A 21,872-nucleotide genomic window follows, 5' to 3' on the forward strand; every position below is an offset into this window, starting at 1 on the left:
CCTAGCCCTTCGCGGGGTGCTCGACCGCCTGACGGCCGAAATCGGGAACGTCGATGTCCTGGCCGGCTTCGATGATCGAGCGGCGCACGGCGCGGGTGCGGGTGAACAGGTCGAAGAGTTTTTCGCCGTCGCCCCAGCGGATTGCGCGCTGCAGCGACGCCAGATCTTCCGAGAACCGCGCCAGCATTTCGAGGATGGCGTCCTTGTTGTGCAGGCAGACATCCCGCCACATGGTCGGATCGGAGGCGGCAAGGCGGGTGAAGTCGCGGAAGCCGGAAGCCGAATATTTGATCACTTCGGATTTGGTCACCGACTGCAGATCATCGGCGGTGCCGACGATGTTGTAGGCGATGATGTGCGGCAGATGCGAGACGATGGCCAGCGTCATATCGTGATGCTGGGGATCCATCGTGTCGATGTTGGCGCCGCAGCGCCGCCAGAACTCCGACAGCCTCTCCAACGCGTCCGGGTCGGTGTCGGGCAGCGGCGTGAAGATGCACCAGCGATTGTCGAACAGGTCGGCGAAACCGGCGTCGGGGCCGGATTTTTCTGTGCCCGCCAGCGGGTGGCCGGGAATGAAATGGACACCTTCAGGCACATAAGGCTGCATTTGCGCAATGACAGACGCCTTGGTCGAGCCGACATCGGTGAGGATCGCGCCCGGCTTCAGCGCCGGCGCGATTTCCTCGGCAACCGTGCCGGACGAGCCGACCGGCACCGAAATGATGACCAGGTCGGCATCGCGGACAGCTTCTCTCGCATCGGTGCTATAGCTATCGCCCAGCCCAAGCTCCTCGGCCCGTGCCAGCGTCGCCGCACTGCGGGTCGAGATGGATACGTGGCGGGCGAGGCCCTCGCGGCGGATGACGCGGGCCAGCGACGAGCCGATCAGGCCGATGCCGACCAGCGCGATCTTTTCAAACATCGGTGATGTCATGGTTTCTAGCTTTTCAGGAATGTCGTGAGAGCGGCGACAACGCCGCGATTGGCCTGTTCGGTACCGACGGTCATGCGCAGCGCGTTGGGAAAGCCATAGCCCGAAACGCGCCGCAATATATAGCCGCGCGCCGTCAGATAGTCGTCCGCCGCCGCTGCCGAATGTTTCTGGTCCTCGGGAAAATGAATGAGGATGAAATTGCCGACGCTGGGCGTCACCCGCAACCCAAGCTTTGTGAATTCCTCACTCAGCCAGGCCAGCCAGGTCTCGTTGTGCGCCACGCTGCGCTCGACATGGGCGCGATCGCGAATGGCGGCGATGCCGGCTTCGATCGCCGTCGCATTGACGTTGAAGGGGCCGCGCACGCGGTTGATGGCGTCGACGATGTGCATCGGCCCGTACATCCAGCCGATCCGCGCCCCGCCAAGGCCGATCTTGGAGAAGGTCCGGGTCATCACCACGTTCTCTGCGCTGCCGACCAGTTCGATGCCGGCCTCATAGTCGTTGCGGCGAACATATTCGGCGTAGGCCGCGTCGAGCACCAGAAGCACGTGCCTGGGCAGACCGGCATGCAGCCGGCGCACCTCCTGGAACGGCACATAGGTGCCGGTCGGATTGTTGGGATTGGCGAGGAACACGATCTTGGTACGCGGCGTGACGGCGGCCAGGATGGCGTCGATATCGGCGCGCTCGTCTGTTTCCTTGATCGTCACCGGAACGGCGCCCGCCGACTGGATGTAGATCTTGTAGACCATGAAGGCGTGCTCGGTGATGACGGCCTCGTCGCCGGGCGCCAGATAGGTCTGCGCCAGCAGGCCGAGGATCTCGTCGGAGCCGTTGGAGCAGATGATGTTCTGCGGGTTGAGGCCATGCACCTCGGCGATCGCTTCGCGCAGCCGCCTGGCGGTGCCGTCTGGATAGACGTCAAGCTTTCCGGCAATCTCGCGCGCGGCTTCGATCGCCTTCGGCGAGGGCCCGAGCGGGTTCTCGTTGGAGGACAGCTTGTGGACCTTGGCGACGCCGGCAGGCGCCGTGCTCTTGCCCGGCACATAGGCGTCTATGTCCATGATGCCCGCGCGCGGGGTTGGACGTGCCTGGTCCGGTGTCTGGCTCATGTCGCAAAATCCGTCGAGAACGCTTCCTGAGGGAAGCCGCAGCGGAAATACAAGCCGTGGCCTGCAATGTCGAGAGGCGACAGCCTCCCGCCCAAGGCAGGCCGTTGACGCCGGCGCGCCACAGCCCTAGAAGGGGAGCGAACTTCCGTGGTGATTTGGCCGGTCGGCTTGCAGCCACGTTAAACAACTTGCTAAAGGGCCGTTTGCATCCTGTAACCGGCTTTGCGACCGCAATGCCGGTTTTTTGTTGTCCGCGCCGGCCGGACACCCGTATCGGCATCGACTTTCGACGAGTGCGATGCGTGGGCTCAAAGTGTGAGATGGATGTCATGGCCGTTCTGCGTGCCCGCAAAACCAACAACGAGGTCGACCAACCGTCGAGCCCGGTTTTGCGTTTTGGATCCGACAAGCCGCTCAAGCTGGACGCCGGTACGCTGCTGTCACCGTTCCAGATCGCCTACCAGACCTACGGCACGCTGAACGATGCCCGCTCCAACGCCATCCTCGTCTGCCATGCGCTGACCGGAGACCAGCACGTCGCCAGCACCAATCCGGTGACCGGCAAGCCTGGCTGGTGGGAAGTGCTGATCGGCCCCGGCAAGATCATCGACACCAATCGTTTCTTCGTCATCTGCTCCAACGTCATCGGCGGTTGCCTTGGGTCCACCGGCCCGGCCTCGACCAATCCCGCCACCGGCAAGCCCTATGGGCTCGACCTGCCGATCATCACCATCCGCGACATGGTGCGGGCGCAGCAGATGCTGATCGACCATTTCGGCATCGAGAAACTATTCTGCGTGCTCGGCGGCTCGATGGGCGGCATGCAGGTGCTGGAATGGGCGTCGAGCTATCCGGAGCGCGTCTTCTCGGCACTGCCGATCGCCACCGGCGCGCGCCATTCCTCGCAGAACATCGCCTTTCATGAGGTTGGCCGGCAGGCTGTCATGGCCGATCCGGACTGGCATGGCGGCAAATATTTCGAGCACGGCAAACGCCCGGAAAAGGGCCTGGCGGTAGCCCGTATGGCCGCCCACATCACTTACCTGTCGGAAGCCGCCCTGCACCGCAAGTTCGGCCGCAATCTGCAGGATCGCGAAGCGCTGACCTTCGGCTTCGACGCCGACTTCCAGATCGAAAGCTATCTGCGCCATCAGGGCATGACCTTCGTCGATCGCTTCGACGCCAATTCCTACCTCTACATGACGCGGTCGATGGACTATTTCGACCTCGCCGCAGACCATGGCGGCCGGTTGGCCGATGCCTTCGCCGGCACGAAAACCCGCTTCTGCCTGGTGTCGTTCACCTCGGATTGGCTGTTCCCGACCGAGGAGAGCCGCTCGATCGTGCATGCGCTCAACGCCGCCGGCGCATCGGTATCCTTCGTCGAGATCGAGACCGACCGTGGCCACGACGCATTCCTGCTCGACGAGCCGGAACTGTTTGCCGCGATAAACGGCTTCATCGGCTCGGCGGCCCGGGCGAGAGGGCTGAGCGCATGACCCGGAAAAATTGCAGGCTTTTTGGATCGGGATCATGCGCCAGGCGGGAGGCGAAGCCATGAGCGTCAACCGCGACCAGCGCGTCGACCTCGAAGTCGTCGCCAACCTCATCCCGCCACAGTCGCGCGTGCTCGATGTCGGCTCGGGCGACGGCTCGCTGCTCGAACTGCTGCAGGACACCAAGCAGGTCGACGGCCGCGGACTCGAGCTGTCGCAGCGCGGCGTCAACGAATGTGTGGCGCGCGGCCTCTCGGTCATCCAGGGCGACGCCGACAAGGATCTCGAATTCTATCCCGACAAGGGCTTTGACTTCGTCGTCCTGTCGCAGACGCTGCAGGCCACCCGCAACCCGAAGCTGGTGCTCGACGAACTGCTCAGGATCGGCAACCGCGCCATCGTCTCCTTCCCCAATTTCGGCCATTGGCGTGTGCGCCTGTCGCTGTTCCTCAACGGCCGCATGCCGGTGACCAAGGACCTGCCCTATTCCTGGTACGACACGCCCAACATCCACTTCTGCACCATCCGCGATTTCGTCAATCTGTGCGACGAACTCGGCGCGACAGTCGAGAAGGCAACCGCCCTCGACGCCGCCGGCCAGAAGATCGGCCTGTCGATGCCGTGGTGGTTCTGGAATTTCTTCGGCCAGCAGGCAGTGTTCTTGCTGAAACGGTAATTTCCGCACCGATCAAAGACCCGACTCGCCAAGCAACAGTGTGTTTGGCGCCGAGCAAAGTCGCCCTGTATGACGATCGCGAACCAGTGTAAATGGTGTCGACTGTTTGACAGCGGGCTAGTGCGGCTATAGCCACACTGACGGCTCGGGGGGGGCAAAAATGGTCGAAGAACGCGCAACTTACTCACTCGTTGTGGAAATGGAAAACGCCAGGTCCATCGACTGGGACGAGATCGGCGTTGGGATGAAGGCCTTGGCTCGGGAAATCTCATCGGTTTCAGCAACCGGTTCAGCGCGACCAAGGATCGTCATCTCTCACGGCGGAGCAGAGTCGGACAAAGAGGCGTTGCGTCGTGAGATTTCGAATGAGGCCCCGCAGCTCGGTCAGGTTGCCGAACTCGTCTTCACAGCTTTCCCTGGTGGCCGATATTACGACCTGAAGAACAACGGTATGCTGGCATCGGACGGAGATATCGTCATCTTTCTGGATTCCGACGTGGTCGCGGAACCAGGATGGCTATCAGGACTGCTTGAACCCTTTGAAAACTCTGAAGTTATCTGCGCAAACGGATATACATACCTTTCATACGACGACTTCTTTTCAAGAACCTTTGCGTTGATCTGGTTTTTCCCGATGGCCCGTGGTGACGGGCGATTTGCCTCGAAGCGAGCGATCAACGCCAACAATGTAGCGTTTCGACGCGAGTGGATCCTCAGCCATCCTTTTCCAAAACATAATGGCTTCAAGGTTTCCTGCACTTTGCTGATGCGCGAACTGCTGCGGGAGGGCCACAAAATTCATAATGTCAACGCACGCGTTTATCACTATTCGCCGCGGGGCTGGCGGTTCTTTTACTGGCGCGCCCTGGTTACAGGTCGCGACGCCGACCGGAAGTTCGTTGCGCTCAATTCGCCGAGCCGCACGCGACGGATAGTCAAGTCCTTCAGCCGGTGGCTCACCATGTCATGGCGCACGACACGACGGATCGTAGGCCATGCCCGGGAAACCGGGATGCCGCTTTGGCAGGTTCCCTTTTCTCTTATTGTCGGTCAGGCATTTTATGGTTTGGCGTTTTGGGGCCAGTTCAGTTTCGCAACTGGCATGGTTCGCGACAAAATCGAAACGGTGCCAGACTATGTTGGGCATAGCTAGACGCTGTACCGCCATTCCTTGAACCGCAGTTCAGCGTCCAATTGATCCTTGATCCGGCGATTGCTCCAGAATATCCGTGGCCTTGTGCGGATGTTCGACGCCGTCGACGAACACCACATCGGCCTCCGAATTGTCCGTGCGCAGCGCCAGTATCGCTTGGTAGGCCGGCGAATTGTACCAGCCATGCACATGCTGCCTGTCGGGAAATTCTATGATGATCAGATGGCCAGGCCAGTCGTTCTCGATCACCTCCACATCGCCGCCATGGACCAGAAAACGGCCGCCGAAAGGTTCCAGCGTGGCATCTATCCTATGCAGATATTCGACGATCTGCGGACCCATTGTGGCTTGGCGCATATGGGCGACGGCGTAAGCGGCCATGACTGAACTCCTTTGTCATCGAAGCCGAGTTGCCGGCCTCTGCATGGGCAATCTGACCAAAGGCCGAGCGCTAAGCGATTACGTCTGAGGTAATGAGATGTATGCTATCTGTCATGATGGGTTGCTTCCATGGTGATTCGTAATGCTATGTGCGGCGGTGCTGTTGCAATTGGAACGCTAAGAGCGGGGATTCGTTGTCTCGCCTGGATTGAGTACCGGCACGGTGGGTGACAGGGGCAGTCGTTTTTTATAGCGTCGCGCCGACTGTGATGTGGTGTAGAGAAAGGGAAGTCCAATCCATTCGACCGTTCTGAAAATCGAAAAGTCCTGGACAGACGCGCAACCCTGCGCAGGAAACAGCTGACAGACATGGCCGGGATCGATCCAGTACCTCTCATCACGGTCATTACGCCGACCCACAACCGACGCGAAACAGTGTTGCGCGCCGTGGAAAGCGTATTCTCCCAGAGCATGTCGAGGTTTGAGCACATTGTCGTCGACGATGGTTCGACCGATGGGACCGAAGCGGCGCTGGCCCGCATCCAGGACCCGCGGCTAATCTATGTCGGGGCGAAATGGCGAGGCGCCAACGCCGCCAGGAATGCCGGCATCGAGCGGGCGCGGGCACCGTTGGTGACGTTCCTCGATTCCGACGACATCTACATGCCGCACCGGCTTGAACGAACCCTGACCTGGTTCGATGAAAATCCTGCACTGCAAGTGCTGATCAGTTCGTTCGTGTCCCTGAAGGGCAATCGCATCACAAACTGCGCCAACCCCGAGGCATTCGTGAGCCCCGCAATGCTTGAGCGGACGCTGGTTGGGCAGACCATCTTCATCGCCGGCTCCGCGATCACTGCTCGCCGTGAAGCCTTGCTGGCCATCGGCGGCTACGACAGCGACATCACCCGCATGCAGGATCGCGAATTGCTGCTGCGCCTTGCCCGGCGCTTCGGTGCGCAACTGTCCGACGACCTCGACTGGACGAAATACAATTCGGAGAACTCGATTTCCGGCCGCCGTGACGGCTATGTCGAGGCCTATGCGAACCTGATGGGCAAACATCCTCATATTGCCCACGCCTACCCGCACATTCCGCCTTACATGATCTCGCGGCAGCTCATCGCCGATATCCTGCGAGGCAGGATACCGGAGGCATTCCAGGGCTATATGGCCAACCGTTCGTCGAAAGCGCTTGGCTACTCGCTGCCGGAATTGATGCAAGGCTATGTCCATGGCCGACGCTGGCGCCGCGATCTCTCCAACGAGTTTCGCAACCAATGTGGCGCCCGGCTCGCCTGAACCCAGAGCAACTCCAGGAAAATCGTGGAACGGTTTTCCCTCCGGATTGCGTGAACCGCACTATCGAGAGCTCAGCGGTCAAGTTCGGGAAAATACGGATCCGATAAAAACCGCCTGTCCCGTTCGCCCTGCAGGCAGTCTATCGGCTTGGCCGCGTCGACGCGGGTGATTCTCGCCTTGTCCCGAATGCCGCTCACTTCGAGGATCAGCTTGCGCCGGATGGCTGTCGAAAACTCCGCGGCGGCATAGATGGGCAGCACGAAGGAACCGGGCCCGCCGGTCACGCATTGCGCGTAATACTGGTCGAGATGGCTGAAGGTGGGCGACGGGCTGATCAGGATCGGCAGGCCGTTGATGACGATGCCTTTGGCAGTCGCCGCATCACGCGTCGCGGTGACTGGCGGCCCGATATTGTTCGGTCCGTCGCCCGAAATGTCGATGACGCTACGTTCGCCCTGGAAAGACGTGCGGTCGAAAAGCTCGGCACCGAAGGCCAGCGCGCCGGAAATCGAAGTGCCGCGAAAGCTGCGGAACGGGCGCGCCGCGACCTCGTCGGCAAAGCTGTTGGCGCTCTCGGCACTATCGATGATCTGCCAGCCGATCACCGCGTCGTCGCGCACCGTGCCGGCCCACTCGAAATAGGTCAGCGCTATGCGGCCCGTGGCGCCGGCGCGGACAGCCTTGATGAAGTCGGGATGCCGCAGCGCCTCGACATAACCGGCGCGCTGCAGCGCGAACTCCTTCTCGTCCATCGACAGCGAGATGTCGACTGCCAGCACCAGCTCGACGTCGACGGCGAGCGCATCCCGCGGCGAGGCGGCGGGGGCAGCCTGGGCGCAGGCAAGACAGGCAAGCAGGCGCAGAGCATCAAGCATGGCCGTCGCCCGGTTGTTCTCCCGAAGAGCTTCCCTCGCGATCACGGCAAAATAAAGCTTTGCTTCCCCGTCCGGATATCAGCTCATTTCTTGCCGCGGGCGGCGACTGGCGGCGGTTCGATCGCGCCGGCTCTGACGCGGGCGGGCTTCAGCGCTGGCGCACCGGAATCCTTGACGATCGTCAACGCGCGCGGGAAGAAGTGGTCGTTGTGCTGGCCGCGCCCGATGTTGAGGATCGCTGTCGCCGGCAAACGCTTCTCGAGCATCGACAGCACGCGTCTTAGCGATGGGCCGTCGAATGCATCCAGCGCCTCGTCGATGATCACCCATTTCGGCTGCCGCAACGCGAGCCTGGCGAAGGCCAGCGAGCGTTGTTCGTCATCGCCCAACTCATGGTCCCAACGCCCGGCGCGGTCGAGCGATGAGGATAGCCGTCCCAGACCGACCTCGGCCAGCACCGCCGAAATGTCGGCATCGTCCGCCGGCGCGGGGCCGTTCGGGTGATCGAGGACTTCGCGCAATGTGCCGACCGGAAAATAAGGCACGCGCGGCACGAATATGGGGGTTTCTCCCGCCGGCAGGCCGATCCGGCCGCTTCCCCATGGCCACAGGCCGGCAATGGCACGAAAGAACAGCGTCTTGCCCGCACCGGGATCGCCGGTGATCATGACGCGCTCGCCGGGGCGGATTTCGACATGCGGGTCGGCGAGCCTGGTGCAGCCCTCCGGCGAGGCCACTTCGAGCTTCTCGAAAGTCAGGCTGCCACTGACGTTTTGGCCGAAGGCGATGCGCTTTTCGGTGTCGTGCAGCGCATCGGTTTCATCGAGCGCGATGCGGAAATCGGCCACGCGCATCAGCGTGGCGCGCCAATCGGCAATGCTGCCGATGTTGTTGATGAACCAGCGCAAGGAGGAGTGGACCTGGTTGAATGCGCCGACCGCCATCATCAGCCCGCCAAAGCTGATATCACCTGAGAAATAGACAGGCGAAGCAACCAGTATGGGCGCCACGACGGTGATCCAGCCATAGGTGTCGGTCACCCAGGACAGGTTGATCTGGGCGGTGTAGATGCGCCGCATGGCGCCCAGCACCGTGCCGAGATCGAGTTCGAGCCGCCGCCTGGCGTCGGCCTCGCCATGATACAACGCAATGGCATCGACATTCTCGTTGACGCGCACCATCGAGGAGCGCAGCTCGGCTTCGCGTGTATAGCGGTCGCTGTTCAGGCGGATGAGCGGCCGCCCGACCAGCCAACTCAGCCAGGAGGCGATACCGGCGTAAAGGATGGCGGCCCAGACCATATAGCCAGGTATGGCCAGCGAGGTCCCGCCGATGTGGAACACGAAGCCCGAGGACAGCTCCCACAGCACGCCGACGAAGGACACGAGCAGGATGCACGACTGCAGCAGGCCGACGCCGAGATCGGTTGACAGATCGGACAGATGCGCGGCGTCCTGCTGCATGCGCTGGTCGGGATTGACGCCGATGGCGCCGGCATTGGCCAGCCGGAAGGCGCGCGCCGGCCGCATCCATTGATCGATCAGATCCAGCGTCAGCGCCTCGCGCAGCTTGAGCCTGATCATCTGGTTGAGCCAGGTCTGGCCGATATTGAGCACCAGAAGTCCCCCGGCTATGGCCGCGAAGACGAGGAGCTGGTGCAAAAAGGCCGCCATGTCGCGGCGGGCAAGCGCATCGTAGAAAGGCTGGTTCCAGCGGTTGAGCAGAACCTGGCCGATCGACGTTGCGATGATCACGGCCATGATGCCGACCGATGTCCACAGCAACCATCTGCGAACCGGCGATCCCGCAAGCGCCCGCCGGATCGTCATCACCTGATCGTGCAGGCTGCTGGCCTCGACCGCCACGGCAACCGGCTGAACGGCGGCGGCATTGTCCGGTTGATCAGCCATGGCCGAGGTCCTTGCGTCAGTGCTACAACCGGATGGAGAAACTTGACAGGCGTTCGTATGGGCTGCCGGATGGGCTGTCGGTCTGCTTGCGACAGATAGGCAGGGAAACGACGTCAGGCACGCTTGCCGCGATCACGAAGCCGTCACCCGCGCAGCCAAGGGCTTGGCATCCGCTTTGTGACGGCCAAGCCGGGTGGCGCCATGCGGCGACAGCACCGGCACGAAGACGCGGCGCGATGCGCGCTGCGCCACCGGCACGCCTTGATAGAGCCGCTTCTGCGCCTCGACCACGATGACCCCGGAAAAGATCGGCCACAGCCGCCGGCCGGCGCGCTCCAGTACATTGTGGAAGCGCATCATGAAACGGCGCCGCGATGGCGGAAAGAACAGCGCATCGGACCAAGCGGCGGGCGTGAAATTGGCCTCGCGCAGCAGTTCCGTAAGCTGGCCGCGCGAAAAGGGCCGGCCGTTGCCGAATGGGGTGTGCTCGAAGCGCGCCCAGACACCGCGCCGGTTGGGCACGACGATGACCACCCGGCCGGCCGGCGACAGCACGCGCCAGATCTCGTTCAGCGTCTCACGCGGGTTCTCGACATGTTCGAGCGAATGGACGAGCAGCATGCGGTCGATGCAGGAATCGACCAGCGGCAGTTCCTCGTCGAAGACCAGTGCCGTCGCCGTCGGCCCCGTCGCCGGCCACACCACCGCGCCTTGCGTTGCCGGCATGAAGGCGAAGACCCGCTCGGCGTCGCTGCCGAACCGCTCCAGCCACGGCAAGGTGTAGCCCAGACCAACCAGCCGCTCGTTGGGAACGGCCGCCCATATCGACGACAACGCCATGGTGATCGAACGCTCGGCGAACCGGCCGAGCGTTGTCGAATAGAACGAGCGAAGATCGACGATGTCGGAATGCATGGCAGGGATGTAGCCGTGATGTCGCCAGGTTTCAACAAAAGGCCGCGACGACCCGACATTCCGGGAATGTCATTCGACATCCGGGATGACATCGACCCGCAAGCGCCCTATGTCTGCGGCCATAACGGAGAGATGTGATGCCGGTCGAAATCGAACAGTTCATGTGCCGCAGCGACAATTTCGGCGTGCTGGTGCATGACCCCAAAAGCGGCCAGACCGCGATCATCGATGCGCCCGAGGAAGCGCCAATATTGGCCGCGATAAAGCGCACCGGCTGGACGCCGACGATGATCCTGACCACACATCACCACATGGATCACGTTGAGGCCAATCTGACGCTGAAGGAGCGCTTCAAGCTGCGCATCGTCGGCCCGGAGGCCGAAAAGGCCAAGATCCCCGGCATAGACGAGACCGTCGAAGACGGCTCGGTTCTCCATCTTGGCGATGAAAGGATCGAAGTCATCGCCACCCCCGGCCACACTGCCGGCCACGTTTCCTATTATTTGCCGGCCTCGAGCGTGGCGTTCACCGCCGACACGCTGTTTGCGCTGGGTTGTGGGCGGCTGTTCGAATGCAAGCCGCCGGTAATGTATGATTCGCTGAAGAAGCTGGCTGCACTTCCAGCTGAAACGGCCATCTATTGCGGCCACGAATACACGCTCTCCAACGCCCGTTTCGCGCTGACCGTCGACCCGTCCAATTCAGCATTGAAGGAACGCGCCGCCAGGATCGAAAAGCTGCGCGCCGAGAACAAGCCGACGCTGCCGACGACGATCGGCGAGGAACTGTCGACCAATCCCTTCCTGCGCTGGCACGATCCGGCGATCCGCAAGCATCTTGGGCTGGAGAAGGCTTCCGACGCCGAGGTCTTTGCCGAAATCCGCAAGCGCAAGGACAACTTCTAGAGCCCGTGATATCGTCGACGCCATGACCAGCTCCGCCGAAATCATCGCGACGCTCGGGCTGAAGCCGCATCCGGAAGGCGGCTGGTATGCCGAGACCTTTCGCGATGGCACTGGCGGCGCGCGCGGCCATTCGACCGCCATTTATTTCCTGCTTGAGGAGCATCAGGTTTCGGCCTGGCACCGGGTCAAGGACGCCGCCGAGGTCTGGCATTTCCATGCCGGCGCCCCGCTGGCACTGGCAATGTGGGAAGAAGGCAGCACCGTTGTGGAGCAGGTGCTTGGAATCGATCTCGCAGCCGGTGAGCGGCCGCAGATCGTCGTGCCGGCGGGCCGGTGGCAATCGGCGCGCAGCCTCGGCGAATGGACGCTGGTCGGCTGCACCGTCGCGCCGGGCTTCGAGTTTGCCGCCTTCGAACTGGCAGCACCCGGCTGGCAGCCGAAACAACCGTAGCTCAATAAGAGCCCGGATATAGCAGGGACCCAAGCGTGATCGCGAGTTGGGCGGCGTAGTACAGCGCCCAGACGGCGAAGCGCACCCAGGCGCGGTGCGGCGAGATGGCGGCCACCAGGAATTTCTCCGTGGCGAGCAGCCCGTCGGATGCCATGAACAACAGCGCGCCGCCGATCACGGAGACGTTGCTGGTGGTCAGCGCCGAGATACCCATTGCCAGGATCGCAGCGACATAGACGGCGATCGGGATACGCAGGCCGGGACCGACGCGCCGCCACAGCGCCGCCAGCATGACGGCCGCAAACACCGCCATGGCGAGCGCGATCGCTCCGCGCCACGACTCGGCGCCAAGCACCCCCAACCCGCCACCGCTGCGCAGGAACAGCGCGACATAGACGATGTGGGCGACAAGAAAACTGGCCAGCCCGCCGAGGAAGGCCTTTTCACCGTCGCGCGACAGGAATGCGTCGCCAACGGCGCTGAGGGCGAGCGCGGCGGCCAGCAGCAGCGGGCCGCCCTGCAGCCCGGCCAGCACGGCAAGCATCGCCACGGCGAGCGTCTTTGCCGCCGAGCGGGCGAGCGTTGGTGGCATGCCAAGCGTAAAGGCGTAGATCACCGCCGCCGCCAGCGAAAAGATCAGTGTCGCATTGGCATTTGCGTCGATGCCGCCGGTAAACGGCATCGTCATGCCCCGGCTCCGCTTTGGGATGCCCTGGCTCCGCTCTCAGCCGCCGGTTTGCGCAGGAACAGCGACTTCGCTGCAAGTGCGGCCCCGCCGGTGATGAGCACGCAGGCGGCGAGGATGCGCAGCGACGGCTCGGCGACGCCGGCCGCGATCAGCACCAGCGTCGACAACAGCGGCGCGGCGTAGCTTGCAGCACCCAGCACCTGGATGTTGCCGCGCTTGACGCCGATGTCCCAGGCATAGAAGGCCGCCCCCACCGGCATCAGGCCAAGGCCGAGCACGGCCAGCCACTGGCCGGGACCGTCAGGCAGAACCGTCTGTTCCAGCGCCAGGTGGCAGGCGAGCGACAACACCGCGGTCGCTGCGCAGAACCAGGTGACGATGCTGGTCGGCACCGACGGGAAGCGCCGCGACAACAGCGAATAGGACGACCACAGCACGGCACAAACGGCGGCCATCGCATAGCCGAAGGCGTAACGGGCGTCGAAGGCGAGGCCCCCGCCCTTGGTGACGATCAGCACGGTGCCGGCAAGGCCGAGCAGCGCGCCGACGACATGGTTCCAGGCCAGTTTTTCGCCCGGCATCAGCGCCGAGCCGAGCACGATCAGCAAAGGCCATAGATAGGCGATCAGGCTCGCCTCCACCGCCGGCGCATTGCGCAGCGCGGTGAAATAGAAAAAGTGGTAGCCGAACAGCCCGGCAATGCCGATCAACCACACCTGCGGCGGTATCTTCTGGCTCTTGTCGGGTGCCGGCATGAACAGCCGCGCGACCAGCCCGACACCGGTGCCGATCGAGAAGGTGATCGCCGACAAGAGGAACGGCGGCACCTGGCCCGACGCATCGGTGAGCAGTGCGAGCAGCGCCCACATGGCGACCGCCGAAAAGCCGATCAGTGTTGCGCGCCCCATTCTGTCTCCAGTGGCGCGCCAATTCTGCGCCTGGCTATTGTACCGCTTCGAAACGTCCGGCGCTGATGGTCAAGGTGCCGATCTGCGTGCCCACCGTGGCATGGATCGGCGCATATACGCCGGTTTGGCCGAGCGGTGCAAACGTCACCATCATGCGGCTTTTGCTCTTGAGATAGTTGAGCGCCTTGCGGCCCTTGCGATAGCCAGCCACCGGCTCGAAGCCCATCCGGCAGGTAACCGTGTCGCCCTTGTAGCCCGGCACCGAGATCGTGCCCTTCGAAGCGTAGGTCAGCGTCAGATCGGCGCGCATCTCGCCGTCGTAGAACTTTACCGTGCGGCCGCAGACCTGGTCGAGGCTGTCGGCATGGATGACGGTGGCAGCCATCGGATCGAGCACCGATGCCAGGTCGCCGGCACCGAGCGGCACCCAACTCTTGGGGTCGCGCCTGCCCGGCGCCGGGACGACCTGCGTCGAGGTGACCCTGCCATTGGCAAAGCGGATGTCGACCACCGATGCCTTCTTGCCGGAGGTGTAATCGGCGCGGAATGCCTGCGGCACCATCCTCTTGCCCGCAATCGTGCCTTTGGACGAGATCGTGCCACGCGTGTCGTCGAACAGTTTTGCCAACCCTGCCGCGCTGACGCTGCCTTCGATCGCGTAGGCGCCGTTCTCATAACGGCTGGAAAACGTTGATTTCGCTATCGAAAGTCCAAGGAACGACACCGTATACTCGCCCTTGAACGACTGCGGCGAGGCAGCAGACGCGGCGGACGGCAAGGCTGCGGCAAGCATGGCGGCAAAGGCATGTGACGAACGAAGCATGGCGGGATCGGGTCCTTGATTTTCGGCCGGAGGCGGGCAACTCCGGTCTGGCATGTCCCTATGAGACCGCTTATAGGATGAATTCCGGCCTTAATATGAAAATGCCGGGCGCGCCGTGGGCAATGCAGGAGCTTGACGCCTCGGCGAAATGCAACTATGGAACGCCAACTTTTTCCATAAGGCCGCCTGACCAGAACCGCGCGCCACCCGGCGTGGGCTTGAGTGTTTGGCAGACCCCGAGAACTGAAGGTTAGAACAATGTCCCGCACCTGCGAACTCACTGCCAAGGCAGTCATGTCCGGCAACAATGTGAGCCACGCCAACAACAAGACCAAGCGTCGCTTCCTGCCGAACCTCGTCAATGTGACGCTGATTTCGGAAGCGCTGAACCAAAATGTGCGCCTGCGCATTTCGGCCAACGCACTGCGTTCGGTCGAACATCGCGGCGGTCTCGACGCCTTCCTGGCCAAGGCCGACGTCAAGGAATTGTCGCAGCGCGCCCGTCTGCTGAAGAAGCAGATCGCCAAGAAGACCGCCGAGCAGGCTGCCGCTTAAACAGTTCAAAGGCGGGGGACGACCGCCCTGGCCAACATCTTGTTGGCCTCTGGCCAACATCTTGTTGGCCTTGGGGCATCGGATCGAAGCCGCAAGGTTTTGGCAATCCGGTGCCCACATATGAAGGCGAGCATCGCCCGCATGGGCATGATGCTTGGCTGGTTCCATTACCCAGGATAAAAAAATGACTTCCTTCTCGCGGTATTTGCCCTTCGTGGCCGCCATGGCGCTTGTCGTCGTGGCATCGAACATTCTCGTGCAATTCCCGATGCAGGGCCAGATCGGGGGCCTCTCGCTGGCCGACCTTCTGACTTGGGGGGCCTTCACCTATCCCTTCTCGTTCCTGGTCACAGACCTCGCCAACCGCCGCTACGGACCCACTGTGGCGCGCCGGATCGTCCTTGTCGGCTTCATGACGGCGGTGATCTGCTCGATCCTTGTCCCGCCCTTCCTGTTCCGTCACGGCCTGATCGAATTCGAGACCGCCGCCGACCGGCTGGTGCGTATCGCGGCCGCGTCCGGAGCGGCGTTCCTTTCCGCGCAACTGCTCGACGTCACCGTGTTCAACCGGCTGCGCCGGCAGAGCTGGTGGCGGGCGCCGATCATCGGCACGCTGGTCGGGTCGGTGTTCGACACCGCCGTGTTCTTCACCGTCGCTTTCTCGGCTGCCTTTGCCTTCGCCGGACCAAACGACGGCTTTGCGTTGGAAAACGCACCCTTGATGGGCGTCTTCCATGTCGAGGCGATGCGCTGGATCTCCTGGGCGCTTGGTGATCTCTCGGTGAAACTGATCATCGCCGTCGTCGCACTCATCCCCTACCGGCTGCTCGCCGCCCGCTGGAGCCAGCCCGCGGTTGCGGCTTAAACCATGATCCCGAAAAGTGGGACCCAGTTTTCGGAAAAGATCATGGTCGGACAAAGATCATGATCCCGTGGATCCAGCTCGATTCAGCGAAGACCCCAGACGGCGGACAAGAACTTCGCCTCAAGCGGCGCGGCACCGAATTCTCGATCATGCTGGGCACCAACGAGCTCATGAACAGCCGCCTCAGCGGTTCCGAGGAAGCGCTGGCAAAACTGTCCTGCGGGCGGATTGCCGGCCATAGCCAGCCAACAATCCTGATCGGTGGGCTTGGCATGGGTTTTACCTTGCGCGCCGCGCTTGCAGAATTGGCCAATGATGCCGGAATCGTCATCGCTGAACTGGTGCCGGCCGTTGTCGCCTGGGCGCGCGGTCCGATGGCCGAAATCTTTGGCGGCTGTCTCGACGATCCGCGCGTCACCATCCAGGAGACCGATGTCGGGCAGCTGATACGCTCGCAGCCCGCGGCCTGGGACGCCATCCTGCTCGATGTCGACAACGGCCCGGAAGGCATCGTCCACAAATCCAACGACGCGCTCTACAGCCTGCAGGGCCTCGCAGCCGCACGCAACGCCCTCAAGCCGGGCGGCGTGCTGGCGGTGTGGTCGCAAGGCCCCGACATCGGCTTCACGCGGCGGCTGAAGCAGGCAGGCTTCGGGGTCGAAGAGGTCAGTACGCGCGCCAACGGCAAGCGCGGCGCGCGCCATATCATCTGGATCGCCACCAAGACGTAAAGCCGGCGGGCTCAATCCTGGTGCAGGATGAATTCCAGATAGAGGTTGCGCTGCAGGATCGAGTGGTTGTCGTCGGAGATCAGCGACACCATCAGCGCGCCGTCGTCGCGGGTCCAGACGTCGAGCCCTTCCATATTGTCGATCTGGTAGCCCATGTCGGCCTCCAGCAGCACCGGCCCGTCGGCGACCGCGCCCTTCTCGACGCTTTCGCCATAGATGCGCCGCAGCCGCATCTTGACGCCCCTCGCCATCGAGAAACTGCGCTCCAGAAGCAGCAGATCGCCATCCGGCAGGAAGGCGCCGTCGGTGATGTCGAAATCGCCGTTGCGCTTGACAGTAAAGACGCCCTTGTGCGGCCCCTCGATGATGGCGGCATAGATGTTGCCGGCCTTGTCGAGGCTCTTTTCGGAGACCACGACCAGGCCGCCCTCATGCTGACCGTTGGCATTGGCGTGGGTGACGGTCTCGAAGCCACGATTCTGGCGCAGCTCCTGGGCCGGAACGACGAAATCCAGCGGCTTGAACGGCGCCTTCATGTCGTTGGCGTCGATCTTGAACTGGGCGACGCGGTGGCTGCGCTCGAAGCCGACGGTGGCAATGCCGTCCTTGACCGCGAGGCCTTCCGCATCGACCTCCCATTTCCTGTCGATCGGCCGGCCGGTCTCGTCGACCATCTGCTGCATGCGGAAATTCTGGATGCCGGAGGGCCGCTTTTCCGCGTCGCGGACCACCGTGCCGAAGAACCAGAAGCCGGTGTCGGCAACGCCGATGAAGTCACCGCCGGCCTTCAGGAAGCGGAAGGCCGACAGCGCGCCGAAATCGCGTGTCGGCGAGGTCATCTCCAGCCCGCCGACGAATTCGAAAGGGCCGAATTGCTTGTCGGCACGGCCAATGTGAAATTCGGTGATCGGGCGGGCCGAGATTTCGACCGGTTCGACAGAACCAGAGTCGGGCGAACCGGCTGCCGCCGAAGCCAAGCCGGAAAGCAGGGCGATGGCGGCGAAAAGCGTCTGCTGAAAGCCGCCGCGCCTGGAGATCATCCGGCGCGCCGCATACCACCGCCGCGCCGCGTATCCTTCGCGCTTTCCTCGGCAAACAGCGAAGCCAGCTGCTCGGTCATGGCGCCAGCCAGCTCCTCGGCATCGACGATGGTGACGGCGCGGCGGTAGTAGCGCGTGACATCGTGGCCGATGCCGATGGCCAAGAGTTCCACCGGCGAACGCGTCTCGATCAGCTCGATGACGGCGCGCAGATGGCGTTCGAGATAATTGCCCGGATTGACCGACAGCGTCGAATCGTCGACCGGCGCGCCGTCCGAGATCATCATCAGGATCTTGCGCTGCTCGGGCCGGGCGATCAGCCGGTTATGCGCCCACAGCAGCGCCTCGCCGTCGATATTTTCCTTGAGCAGGCCTTCGCGCATCATCAGGCCGAGATTGCGCCGTGCCCGCCGCCACGGATGGTCGGCCGATTTGTAGATGATGTGGCGCAGATCGTTGAGCCGGCCAGGATTCGGCGGCTTGCCGTCCTTCAGCCATTTCTCGCGCGCCTGCCCGCCCTTCCACGCCCGCGTGGTGAAGCCGAGGATCTCGACCGAGACGCCGCAGCGCTCCAGCGTGCGCGCCAATATGTCGGCGCAGGTGGCGGCGACCGTGATCGGCCGGCCGCGCATCGAGCCGGAATTGTCGAGCACCAGCGTCACCACCGTGTCGCGGAACTTGGTGTCGCGCTCCTGCTTGAACGACAGCGGCTGCATCGGATCGATGACGACCCGCACCAGCCGTGCCGGGTCGAGATAGCCCTCTTCCAGGTCGAAGTCCCAGGAGCGGTTCTGCTGCGCCATCAGCCGGCGCTGCAGGCGGTTGGCCAGCCGCCCGACGACGCCGGACAGGTTGGCGAGCTGCTTGTCGAGGAAGGCGCGCAGCCGGTCGAGCTCTTCTTCTTCGCACAGCTCCTCGGCGCCGACCGTCTCGTCGAAAGCGGTGGTGAAGACCTTGTAGTCGATCTCTTTCGGCAGATTGGTGAAGGGATTGTCGTTGCGGCGCGCTTCGCCGGGTGTTTCGGCATCGGCGTCGTCATCGTCGGACAGATCGTCGGCGGTGGCGTCGGAGGCTTCCGTCTCGGCCGACTGCTCGTCATCGGCCGAAGCTTCGGCATCCTCGGACTGCGACTGCTCGGAGCCGGAATCCTCTTCGCCGCCCTCCTCGCTCTGCTCCTCGCCTTGCGGCTGGTTGTCGTCATTGTCCTCGGAATCTTCCGTCTCCTGGTCGTCGCCGAGTTCCTCGGCCATCTCCATGGAGGCGAGCATCTCTCGCACGACCCGGGCGAACGCCTGCTGGTCGCCGAGCTTGGCCGACAATCCGTCGAGGTCGGCCTTGGCCTTCTCCTCGACCCAGGGGCGCCAGAGCTCGACCAGCCGCTCGCCGCTTTTCGGGACCGGACGGCCGGTCAGCTTCTCGCGCACCATCAGGGCAAGAGCTTCCTCGATCGGCGCGTCGGCCTTGTCCTTGATGTCGACGAGGTTGGCCTTGGCGTATTTGTCCTCCAGCATCGAACCGATATTGTCGGCGACGCCCTGCATGGCGCGAGACCCGATCGCCTCGACGCGGGCCTGCTCGACCGCGTCATAGATGGCGCGGGCCGCCTTGCCTTCCGGCGCCAGCTTGGTGTGGATGCGCACATCGTGGCAGGCGCGCTTCAGCGCCATGGAATCGCCGAGGCCGCGGGTGATCGCAATATCGGTCTTCGACGCCTTCTTCGGCAATTCGGGCAAGCGCGCACGGCTGCCGGCGAGCGCCGGCCGGTCCTTGGCGAAACCGACTTCCAGTTCCTTGTCGCCGGCAATGGCGCGCATGCAGACGGTGACGGCACGCTTGAAGCTGTCGGCTTCAGACCCCGTCTTCGACTTGTTGCGCGTGTTGTCGCCCGGCCCCGCCATTGAGACTGTGCTTACCCCAGCACCACGTTGGCGGCGCTCTCGGGCAAATCCTCGCCGAAGGCGCGCTGGTAGAACTCGGCCACCACCGAGCGCTCCAGTTCGTCGCACTTGTTGAGGAAGGTCAGCCGGAACGCCATGCCGATATTGCCGAATATCTCGGCATTCTCGGCCCAGGTGATCACGGTGCGCGGGCTCATCACGGTCGACAGATCGCCGTTGATGAAGGCCGAGCGCGTCATGTCGGCGACGCGCACCATCTTGTTGACGATGTCTTTGCCCTTGCCGTCGCGATAGTGCTTGGCCTTGGCCAGCACGATGGCGACTTCGTTGTCGTGCGGCAAATAGTTCAGCGTGGTGACGATCGACCAGCGGTCCATCTGCGCCTGGTTGATCTGCTGGGTGCCGTGATAGAGGCCGGTGGTGTCGCCAAGGCCGACCGTGTTTGCGGTCGAGAACAGCCGGAAGGCCGGATGCGGGCGAATGACCCGGCTCTGGTCGAGCAGCGTCAGCCGGCCCGACGATTCCAGCACGCGCTGGATGACGAACATCACATCCGGACGGCCGGCATCGTACTCGTCGAAGCACAGCGCGACATTGTGCTGGTAGGCCCAGGGCAGGATGCCGTCGCGGAATTCGGTGATCTGCAAACCGTCCTTGACGACGATCGCGTCCTTGCCGACGAGATCGATACGGCTGACATGGCTGTCGAGGTTGACGCGCACGCAAGGCCAGTTGAGGCGGGCGGCGACCTGTTCGATATGGGTCGACTTGCCGGTGCCGTGATAACCCGACACCATGACGCGGCGGTTGTAGGCAAAGCCCGCAAGGATCGCCATCGTCGTGTTCTTGTCGAACAGATAGTCCGGATCGATGTCCGGCACATGCTCCGATGTCACCGAATAGGCCGGCACCACCATCTTGGACTCGAAGCCGAATTTCTCCTTCACCGACACCGTCGTGTCGGGCAGGTTGGCGATGTCACGATCGACCTTGTTCATATCTCTCAACGTCTCCACGGGCGAAACGTCTGATTTCGCCGGCAATCGATTTTGTCCGGGGGCGGTCTTAGAGCCTTTTCCAACCTTATGAAAGTTGGAAAACGACACGAACCGTATGGCCGCTCAGCACAGGCCCGCCTGTTTGAGCACGCGATAGGCCTGCAGCACATCGCGGAACCGGTCTTCCGAACCTCTGTCGCCACCATTCGCATCCGGATGGTGCAGTTTCACCAGTTCCTTATAGCGCGCCTTGATCTCCTTGCCAGTCGCCTTTGTATCAAGACCAAGCGTTTCCAGCGCCTTGGCCTCAAGCGGCTTGGCCTTGCGCTCGCGCGCCTCGCGCGGATCCTTGGGTCCCTTGAACAGGTCGAACGGGTCGCGCATGCGGTTATAATAGCCGGCGCGGCCGGAACGCATCTGGGCCATATCGGGCGACGACCGGGTCGAGGCCCCGTTGGCGCCCATCTTCCAGGTCGGCCGGTGCCCGGTCATGGCTTCCTTCTGGAAGCGCGCGACCTCGGTGTCCGGCACGCCGGAAAAGTAGTTGAAGCCCTTGTTGTACTCGCGCACATGATCGAAGCAGAAGTGGAAATACTCACCCTCCTTCATGCGTCCGACCGGCGCACGATGGGTGCCCGCTTCCTTGCAGCCGTCCCACTGGCAGATCGGCGAGTGCGACTTCAGCTCCGCGTCCTTGTCGGGGCGGACGCGAATCTTCTCGAAATATTTGGGGTACGGCTTCATCTTACCCATTTATGGGGCGTTCGCAGATGCGAAACAAGAATTGACATTTTCGCGATCATCGCCCTAACCGCTGAATCGCGGCATAAAGCAGGCGAATGGCGGATTTTGTTGCGCGGCGGCGGCCCCTCGCGAAACCGATTTTCGGTTTCCAGGCCGAGACGCCAACGATATGTGGTGAAGGGAGATGGCGATGTCCATACAGGCGACCATGGAAGACAAGCTCAACAAGGCATTTTCGCCGGACAGGCTGGTTATCATCAACGAGAGCCATCTCCATGCCGGCCACCACCATCACGGCTCCGACCATCACGGCACTTACGACGGCACCGGCGAGACGCATTTTCGCGTCCGCGTCGTCGCTTCCGCCTTTGCCGGCATGAGCCGCATCGACCGTCACCGCGTCGTCAACGAACTGCTTGCCGACGAACTGAAGGCCGGCGTGCACGCGCTGGCGATCGAACCTGCGGCTCCCGGCGAAAAGACCCGCTGGTAGGTCGCTTCCCCGC

23 protein-coding genes and 1 riboswitch are annotated in these 21,872 nt (G+C 62.9%); of the genes, 10 read left to right on the top strand and 13 right to left on the bottom strand.

What is annotated here, in order from left to right; genetic code table 11:
- Window position 1: 1 nt before the first annotated feature.
- Window positions 2-937, bottom strand: a complete 936-nt coding sequence (locus M729_RS0122375; RefSeq protein ID WP_027162911.1) for a prephenate/arogenate dehydrogenase family protein — start codon at window positions 935-937, stop codon at window positions 2-4.
- Between the two features lie 5 nt (window positions 938-942).
- Window positions 943-2,052: a histidinol-phosphate transaminase gene (gene hisC / locus M729_RS0122380; protein ID WP_027162912.1), complete on the bottom strand. Its 1,110-nt coding sequence runs from the start codon at window positions 2,050-2,052 to the stop codon at window positions 943-945.
- Window positions 2,053-2,189: 137 nt separating this feature from the next.
- A riboswitch (SAM riboswitch) is annotated at window positions 2,190-2,267 on the top strand.
- A 114-nt stretch (window positions 2,268-2,381) separates the two neighbouring features.
- On the opposite strand from hisC, the gene M729_RS0122385 reads away from it, so the two are divergent.
- From M729_RS0122385 to M729_RS0122395, 3 genes are all read left to right on the top strand, one after another.
- Window positions 2,382-3,551 carry a homoserine O-acetyltransferase gene (locus M729_RS0122385; protein ID WP_013529386.1) on the top strand — a complete coding sequence of 390 codons (1,170 nt, stop codon included), beginning with the start codon at window positions 2,382-2,384 and terminating at the stop codon, window positions 3,549-3,551.
- 58 nt (window positions 3,552-3,609) lie between these two features.
- Complete coding sequence (gene metW / locus M729_RS0122390) at window positions 3,610-4,224, top strand: methionine biosynthesis protein MetW (protein ID WP_013529385.1); 615 nt, start codon at window positions 3,610-3,612, stop codon at window positions 4,222-4,224.
- 160 nt (window positions 4,225-4,384) lie between these two features.
- A complete protein-coding gene (locus M729_RS0122395) occupies window positions 4,385-5,377 on the top strand; it encodes a glycosyltransferase (protein WP_027162913.1) in 993 nt (330 codons plus the stop codon).
- 30 nt (window positions 5,378-5,407) lie between these two features.
- Here M729_RS0122395 and M729_RS0122400 read toward each other — a convergent pair whose 3' ends face one another.
- Window positions 5,408-5,758, bottom strand: coding sequence for a DUF1330 domain-containing protein (locus M729_RS0122400; RefSeq protein ID WP_027162914.1), 351 nt, complete (start codon window positions 5,756-5,758; stop codon window positions 5,408-5,410).
- A gap of 369 nt (window positions 5,759-6,127) precedes the next feature.
- Here M729_RS0122400 and M729_RS0122405 point away from each other — a divergent pair, with 369 nt between their 5' ends.
- The gene (locus M729_RS0122405; protein ID WP_027162915.1) at window positions 6,128-7,060 is read left to right on the top strand and encodes a glycosyltransferase family 2 protein; all 933 of its coding nucleotides are present in this window, start codon (window positions 6,128-6,130) and stop codon (window positions 7,058-7,060) included.
- A gap of 71 nt (window positions 7,061-7,131) precedes the next feature.
- Here the strand turns inward: M729_RS0122405 and M729_RS0122410 are convergent, their stop codons facing one another.
- The 3 genes from M729_RS0122410 to M729_RS0122420 all read right to left on the bottom strand — a co-directional run bounded on the left by M729_RS0122410 (window position 7,132) and on the right by M729_RS0122420 (window position 10,760).
- Entirely contained in the window at window positions 7,132-7,935 is an 804-nt protein-coding gene (locus M729_RS0122410; RefSeq protein ID WP_027162916.1) for a DUF1194 domain-containing protein, read from the bottom strand.
- An 83-nt stretch (window positions 7,936-8,018) separates the two neighbouring features.
- Window positions 8,019-9,845, bottom strand: coding sequence for an ABC transporter ATP-binding protein/permease (locus M729_RS0122415; RefSeq protein ID WP_027162917.1), 1,827 nt, complete (start codon window positions 9,843-9,845; stop codon window positions 8,019-8,021).
- Window positions 9,846-9,977: 132 nt separating this feature from the next.
- A complete protein-coding gene (locus M729_RS0122420; RefSeq protein ID WP_013529379.1) occupies window positions 9,978-10,760 on the bottom strand; it encodes a methyltransferase domain-containing protein in 783 nt (260 codons plus the stop codon).
- 137 nt (window positions 10,761-10,897) lie between these two features.
- Between M729_RS0122420 and gloB the strand changes: the two genes are divergently transcribed.
- Together gloB and M729_RS0122430 are read left to right on the top strand one after the other, a co-directional pair.
- Complete coding sequence (gene gloB, locus M729_RS0122425; protein WP_027162918.1) at window positions 10,898-11,665, top strand: hydroxyacylglutathione hydrolase; 768 nt, start codon at window positions 10,898-10,900, stop codon at window positions 11,663-11,665.
- A gap of 22 nt (window positions 11,666-11,687) precedes the next feature.
- Window positions 11,688-12,116 carry a cupin domain-containing protein gene (locus tag M729_RS0122430; RefSeq protein WP_024503746.1) on the top strand — a complete coding sequence of 143 codons (429 nt, stop codon included), beginning with the start codon at window positions 11,688-11,690 and terminating at the stop codon, window positions 12,114-12,116.
- A 1-nt stretch (window position 12,117) separates the two neighbouring features.
- On the opposite strand, the gene M729_RS0122435 is transcribed toward M729_RS0122430, so the two are convergent.
- From M729_RS0122435 to M729_RS0122445, 3 genes are read right to left on the bottom strand one after another with little or no spacing between them, the layout of a single operon-like run.
- Entirely contained in the window at window positions 12,118-12,804 is a 687-nt protein-coding gene (locus tag M729_RS0122435; protein WP_027162919.1) for a lysoplasmalogenase, read from the bottom strand.
- Window positions 12,801-13,712 carry an EamA family transporter gene (locus M729_RS0122440; protein ID WP_027162920.1) on the bottom strand — a complete coding sequence of 304 codons (912 nt, stop codon included), beginning with the start codon at window positions 13,710-13,712 and terminating at the stop codon, window positions 12,801-12,803. Before M729_RS0122440 ends, M729_RS0122435 begins: the two co-directional genes overlap by 4 nt.
- 34 nt (window positions 13,713-13,746) lie before the next feature.
- A complete protein-coding gene (locus M729_RS0122445) occupies window positions 13,747-14,535 on the bottom strand; it encodes a DUF3108 domain-containing protein (protein WP_027162921.1) in 789 nt (262 codons plus the stop codon).
- 258 nt (window positions 14,536-14,793) lie between these two features.
- On the opposite strand from M729_RS0122445, the gene rpmB reads away from it, so the two are divergent.
- From rpmB to M729_RS0122460, 3 genes are all read left to right on the top strand, one after another.
- Window positions 14,794-15,090 carry a 50S ribosomal protein L28 gene (gene rpmB, locus M729_RS0122450; RefSeq protein ID WP_013529373.1) on the top strand — a complete coding sequence of 99 codons (297 nt, stop codon included), beginning with the start codon at window positions 14,794-14,796 and terminating at the stop codon, window positions 15,088-15,090.
- Window positions 15,091-15,274: 184 nt separating this feature from the next.
- Complete coding sequence (locus M729_RS0122455) at window positions 15,275-15,955, top strand: queuosine precursor transporter (protein ID WP_024503743.1); 681 nt, start codon at window positions 15,275-15,277, stop codon at window positions 15,953-15,955.
- Between the two features lie 59 nt (window positions 15,956-16,014).
- Complete coding sequence (locus M729_RS0122460) at window positions 16,015-16,686, top strand: hypothetical protein (protein WP_027162922.1); 672 nt, start codon at window positions 16,015-16,017, stop codon at window positions 16,684-16,686.
- A gap of 11 nt (window positions 16,687-16,697) precedes the next feature.
- Here the strand turns inward: M729_RS0122460 and M729_RS0122465 are convergent, their stop codons facing one another.
- The 4 genes from M729_RS0122465 to M729_RS0122480 form a co-directional block, all read right to left on the bottom strand.
- A complete protein-coding gene (locus tag M729_RS0122465; RefSeq protein WP_027162923.1) occupies window positions 16,698-17,726 on the bottom strand; it encodes an esterase-like activity of phytase family protein in 1,029 nt (342 codons plus the stop codon).
- The gene (gene cobT / locus M729_RS0122470) at window positions 17,723-19,624 is read right to left on the bottom strand and encodes a cobaltochelatase subunit CobT (RefSeq protein ID WP_013529369.1); all 1,902 of its coding nucleotides are present in this window, start codon (window positions 19,622-19,624) and stop codon (window positions 17,723-17,725) included. Before cobT ends, M729_RS0122465 begins: the two co-directional genes overlap by 4 nt.
- Before the next feature lie 11 nt (window positions 19,625-19,635).
- Entirely contained in the window at window positions 19,636-20,622 is a 987-nt protein-coding gene (cobS, locus tag M729_RS0122475) for a cobaltochelatase subunit CobS (RefSeq protein ID WP_013529367.1), read from the bottom strand.
- 123 nt (window positions 20,623-20,745) lie between these two features.
- Entirely contained in the window at window positions 20,746-21,375 is a 630-nt protein-coding gene (locus M729_RS0122480; RefSeq protein WP_013529366.1) for a J domain-containing protein, read from the bottom strand.
- 181 nt (window positions 21,376-21,556) lie between these two features.
- On the opposite strand from M729_RS0122480, the gene M729_RS0122485 reads away from it, so the two are divergent.
- Entirely contained in the window at window positions 21,557-21,859 is a 303-nt protein-coding gene (locus M729_RS0122485; RefSeq protein ID WP_027162924.1) for a BolA family transcriptional regulator, read from the top strand.
- The last annotated feature ends 13 nt before the right edge of the window (window positions 21,860-21,872 follow it).

Origin of the sequence: Mesorhizobium sp. WSM1293 (assembly GCF_000513875.1) — a bacterium.
Classification (GTDB): domain Bacteria; phylum Pseudomonadota; class Alphaproteobacteria; order Rhizobiales; family Rhizobiaceae; genus Mesorhizobium; species Mesorhizobium ciceri.

Bases quoted from the DNA above. Each gene is read 5' to 3' on its own strand.
- cobS (WP_013529367.1), bottom strand. From the start codon at position 20,622: ATGAACAAGGTCGATCGTGACATCGCCAACCTGCCCGACACGACGGTG.
- M729_RS0122435 (WP_027162919.1), bottom strand. From the start codon at position 12,804: ATGACGATGCCGTTTACCGGCGGCATCGACGCAAATGCCAATGCGACA.
- cobT (WP_013529369.1), bottom strand. From the start codon at position 19,624: ATGGCGGGGCCGGGCGACAACACGCGCAACAAGTCGAAGACGGGGTCT.
- M729_RS0122440 (WP_027162920.1), bottom strand. From the start codon at position 13,712: ATGGGGCGCGCAACACTGATCGGCTTTTCGGCGGTCGCCATGTGGGCG.
- M729_RS0122480 (WP_013529366.1), bottom strand. From the start codon at position 21,375: ATGGGTAAGATGAAGCCGTACCCCAAATATTTCGAGAAGATTCGCGTC.
- M729_RS0122430 (WP_024503746.1), top strand. From the start codon at position 11,688: ATGACCAGCTCCGCCGAAATCATCGCGACGCTCGGGCTGAAGCCGCAT.
- M729_RS0122385 (WP_013529386.1), top strand. From the start codon at position 2,382: ATGGCCGTTCTGCGTGCCCGCAAAACCAACAACGAGGTCGACCAACCG.
- M729_RS0122415 (WP_027162917.1), bottom strand. From the start codon at position 9,845: ATGGCTGATCAACCGGACAATGCCGCCGCCGTTCAGCCGGTTGCCGTG.
- M729_RS0122375 (WP_027162911.1), bottom strand. From the start codon at position 937: ATGACATCACCGATGTTTGAAAAGATCGCGCTGGTCGGCATCGGCCTG.
- M729_RS0122405 (WP_027162915.1), top strand. From the start codon at position 6,128: ATGGCCGGGATCGATCCAGTACCTCTCATCACGGTCATTACGCCGACC.
- M729_RS0122465 (WP_027162923.1), bottom strand. From the start codon at position 17,726: ATGATCTCCAGGCGCGGCGGCTTTCAGCAGACGCTTTTCGCCGCCATC.
- gloB (WP_027162918.1), top strand. From the start codon at position 10,898: ATGCCGGTCGAAATCGAACAGTTCATGTGCCGCAGCGACAATTTCGGC.
- M729_RS0122400 (WP_027162914.1), bottom strand. From the start codon at position 5,758: ATGGCCGCTTACGCCGTCGCCCATATGCGCCAAGCCACAATGGGTCCG.
- M729_RS0122485 (WP_027162924.1), top strand. From the start codon at position 21,557: ATGTCCATACAGGCGACCATGGAAGACAAGCTCAACAAGGCATTTTCG.
- M729_RS0122395 (WP_027162913.1), top strand. From the start codon at position 4,385: ATGGTCGAAGAACGCGCAACTTACTCACTCGTTGTGGAAATGGAAAAC.
- metW (WP_013529385.1), top strand. From the start codon at position 3,610: ATGAGCGTCAACCGCGACCAGCGCGTCGACCTCGAAGTCGTCGCCAAC.
- M729_RS0122460 (WP_027162922.1), top strand. From the start codon at position 16,015: ATGATCCCGTGGATCCAGCTCGATTCAGCGAAGACCCCAGACGGCGGA.
- M729_RS0122455 (WP_024503743.1), top strand. From the start codon at position 15,275: ATGACTTCCTTCTCGCGGTATTTGCCCTTCGTGGCCGCCATGGCGCTT.
- hisC (WP_027162912.1), bottom strand. From the start codon at position 2,052: ATGAGCCAGACACCGGACCAGGCACGTCCAACCCCGCGCGCGGGCATC.
- M729_RS0122410 (WP_027162916.1), bottom strand. From the start codon at position 7,935: ATGCTTGATGCTCTGCGCCTGCTTGCCTGTCTTGCCTGCGCCCAGGCT.
- M729_RS0122445 (WP_027162921.1), bottom strand. From the start codon at position 14,535: ATGCTTCGTTCGTCACATGCCTTTGCCGCCATGCTTGCCGCAGCCTTG.
- rpmB (WP_013529373.1), top strand. From the start codon at position 14,794: ATGTCCCGCACCTGCGAACTCACTGCCAAGGCAGTCATGTCCGGCAAC.
- M729_RS0122420 (WP_013529379.1), bottom strand. From the start codon at position 10,760: ATGCATTCCGACATCGTCGATCTTCGCTCGTTCTATTCGACAACGCTC.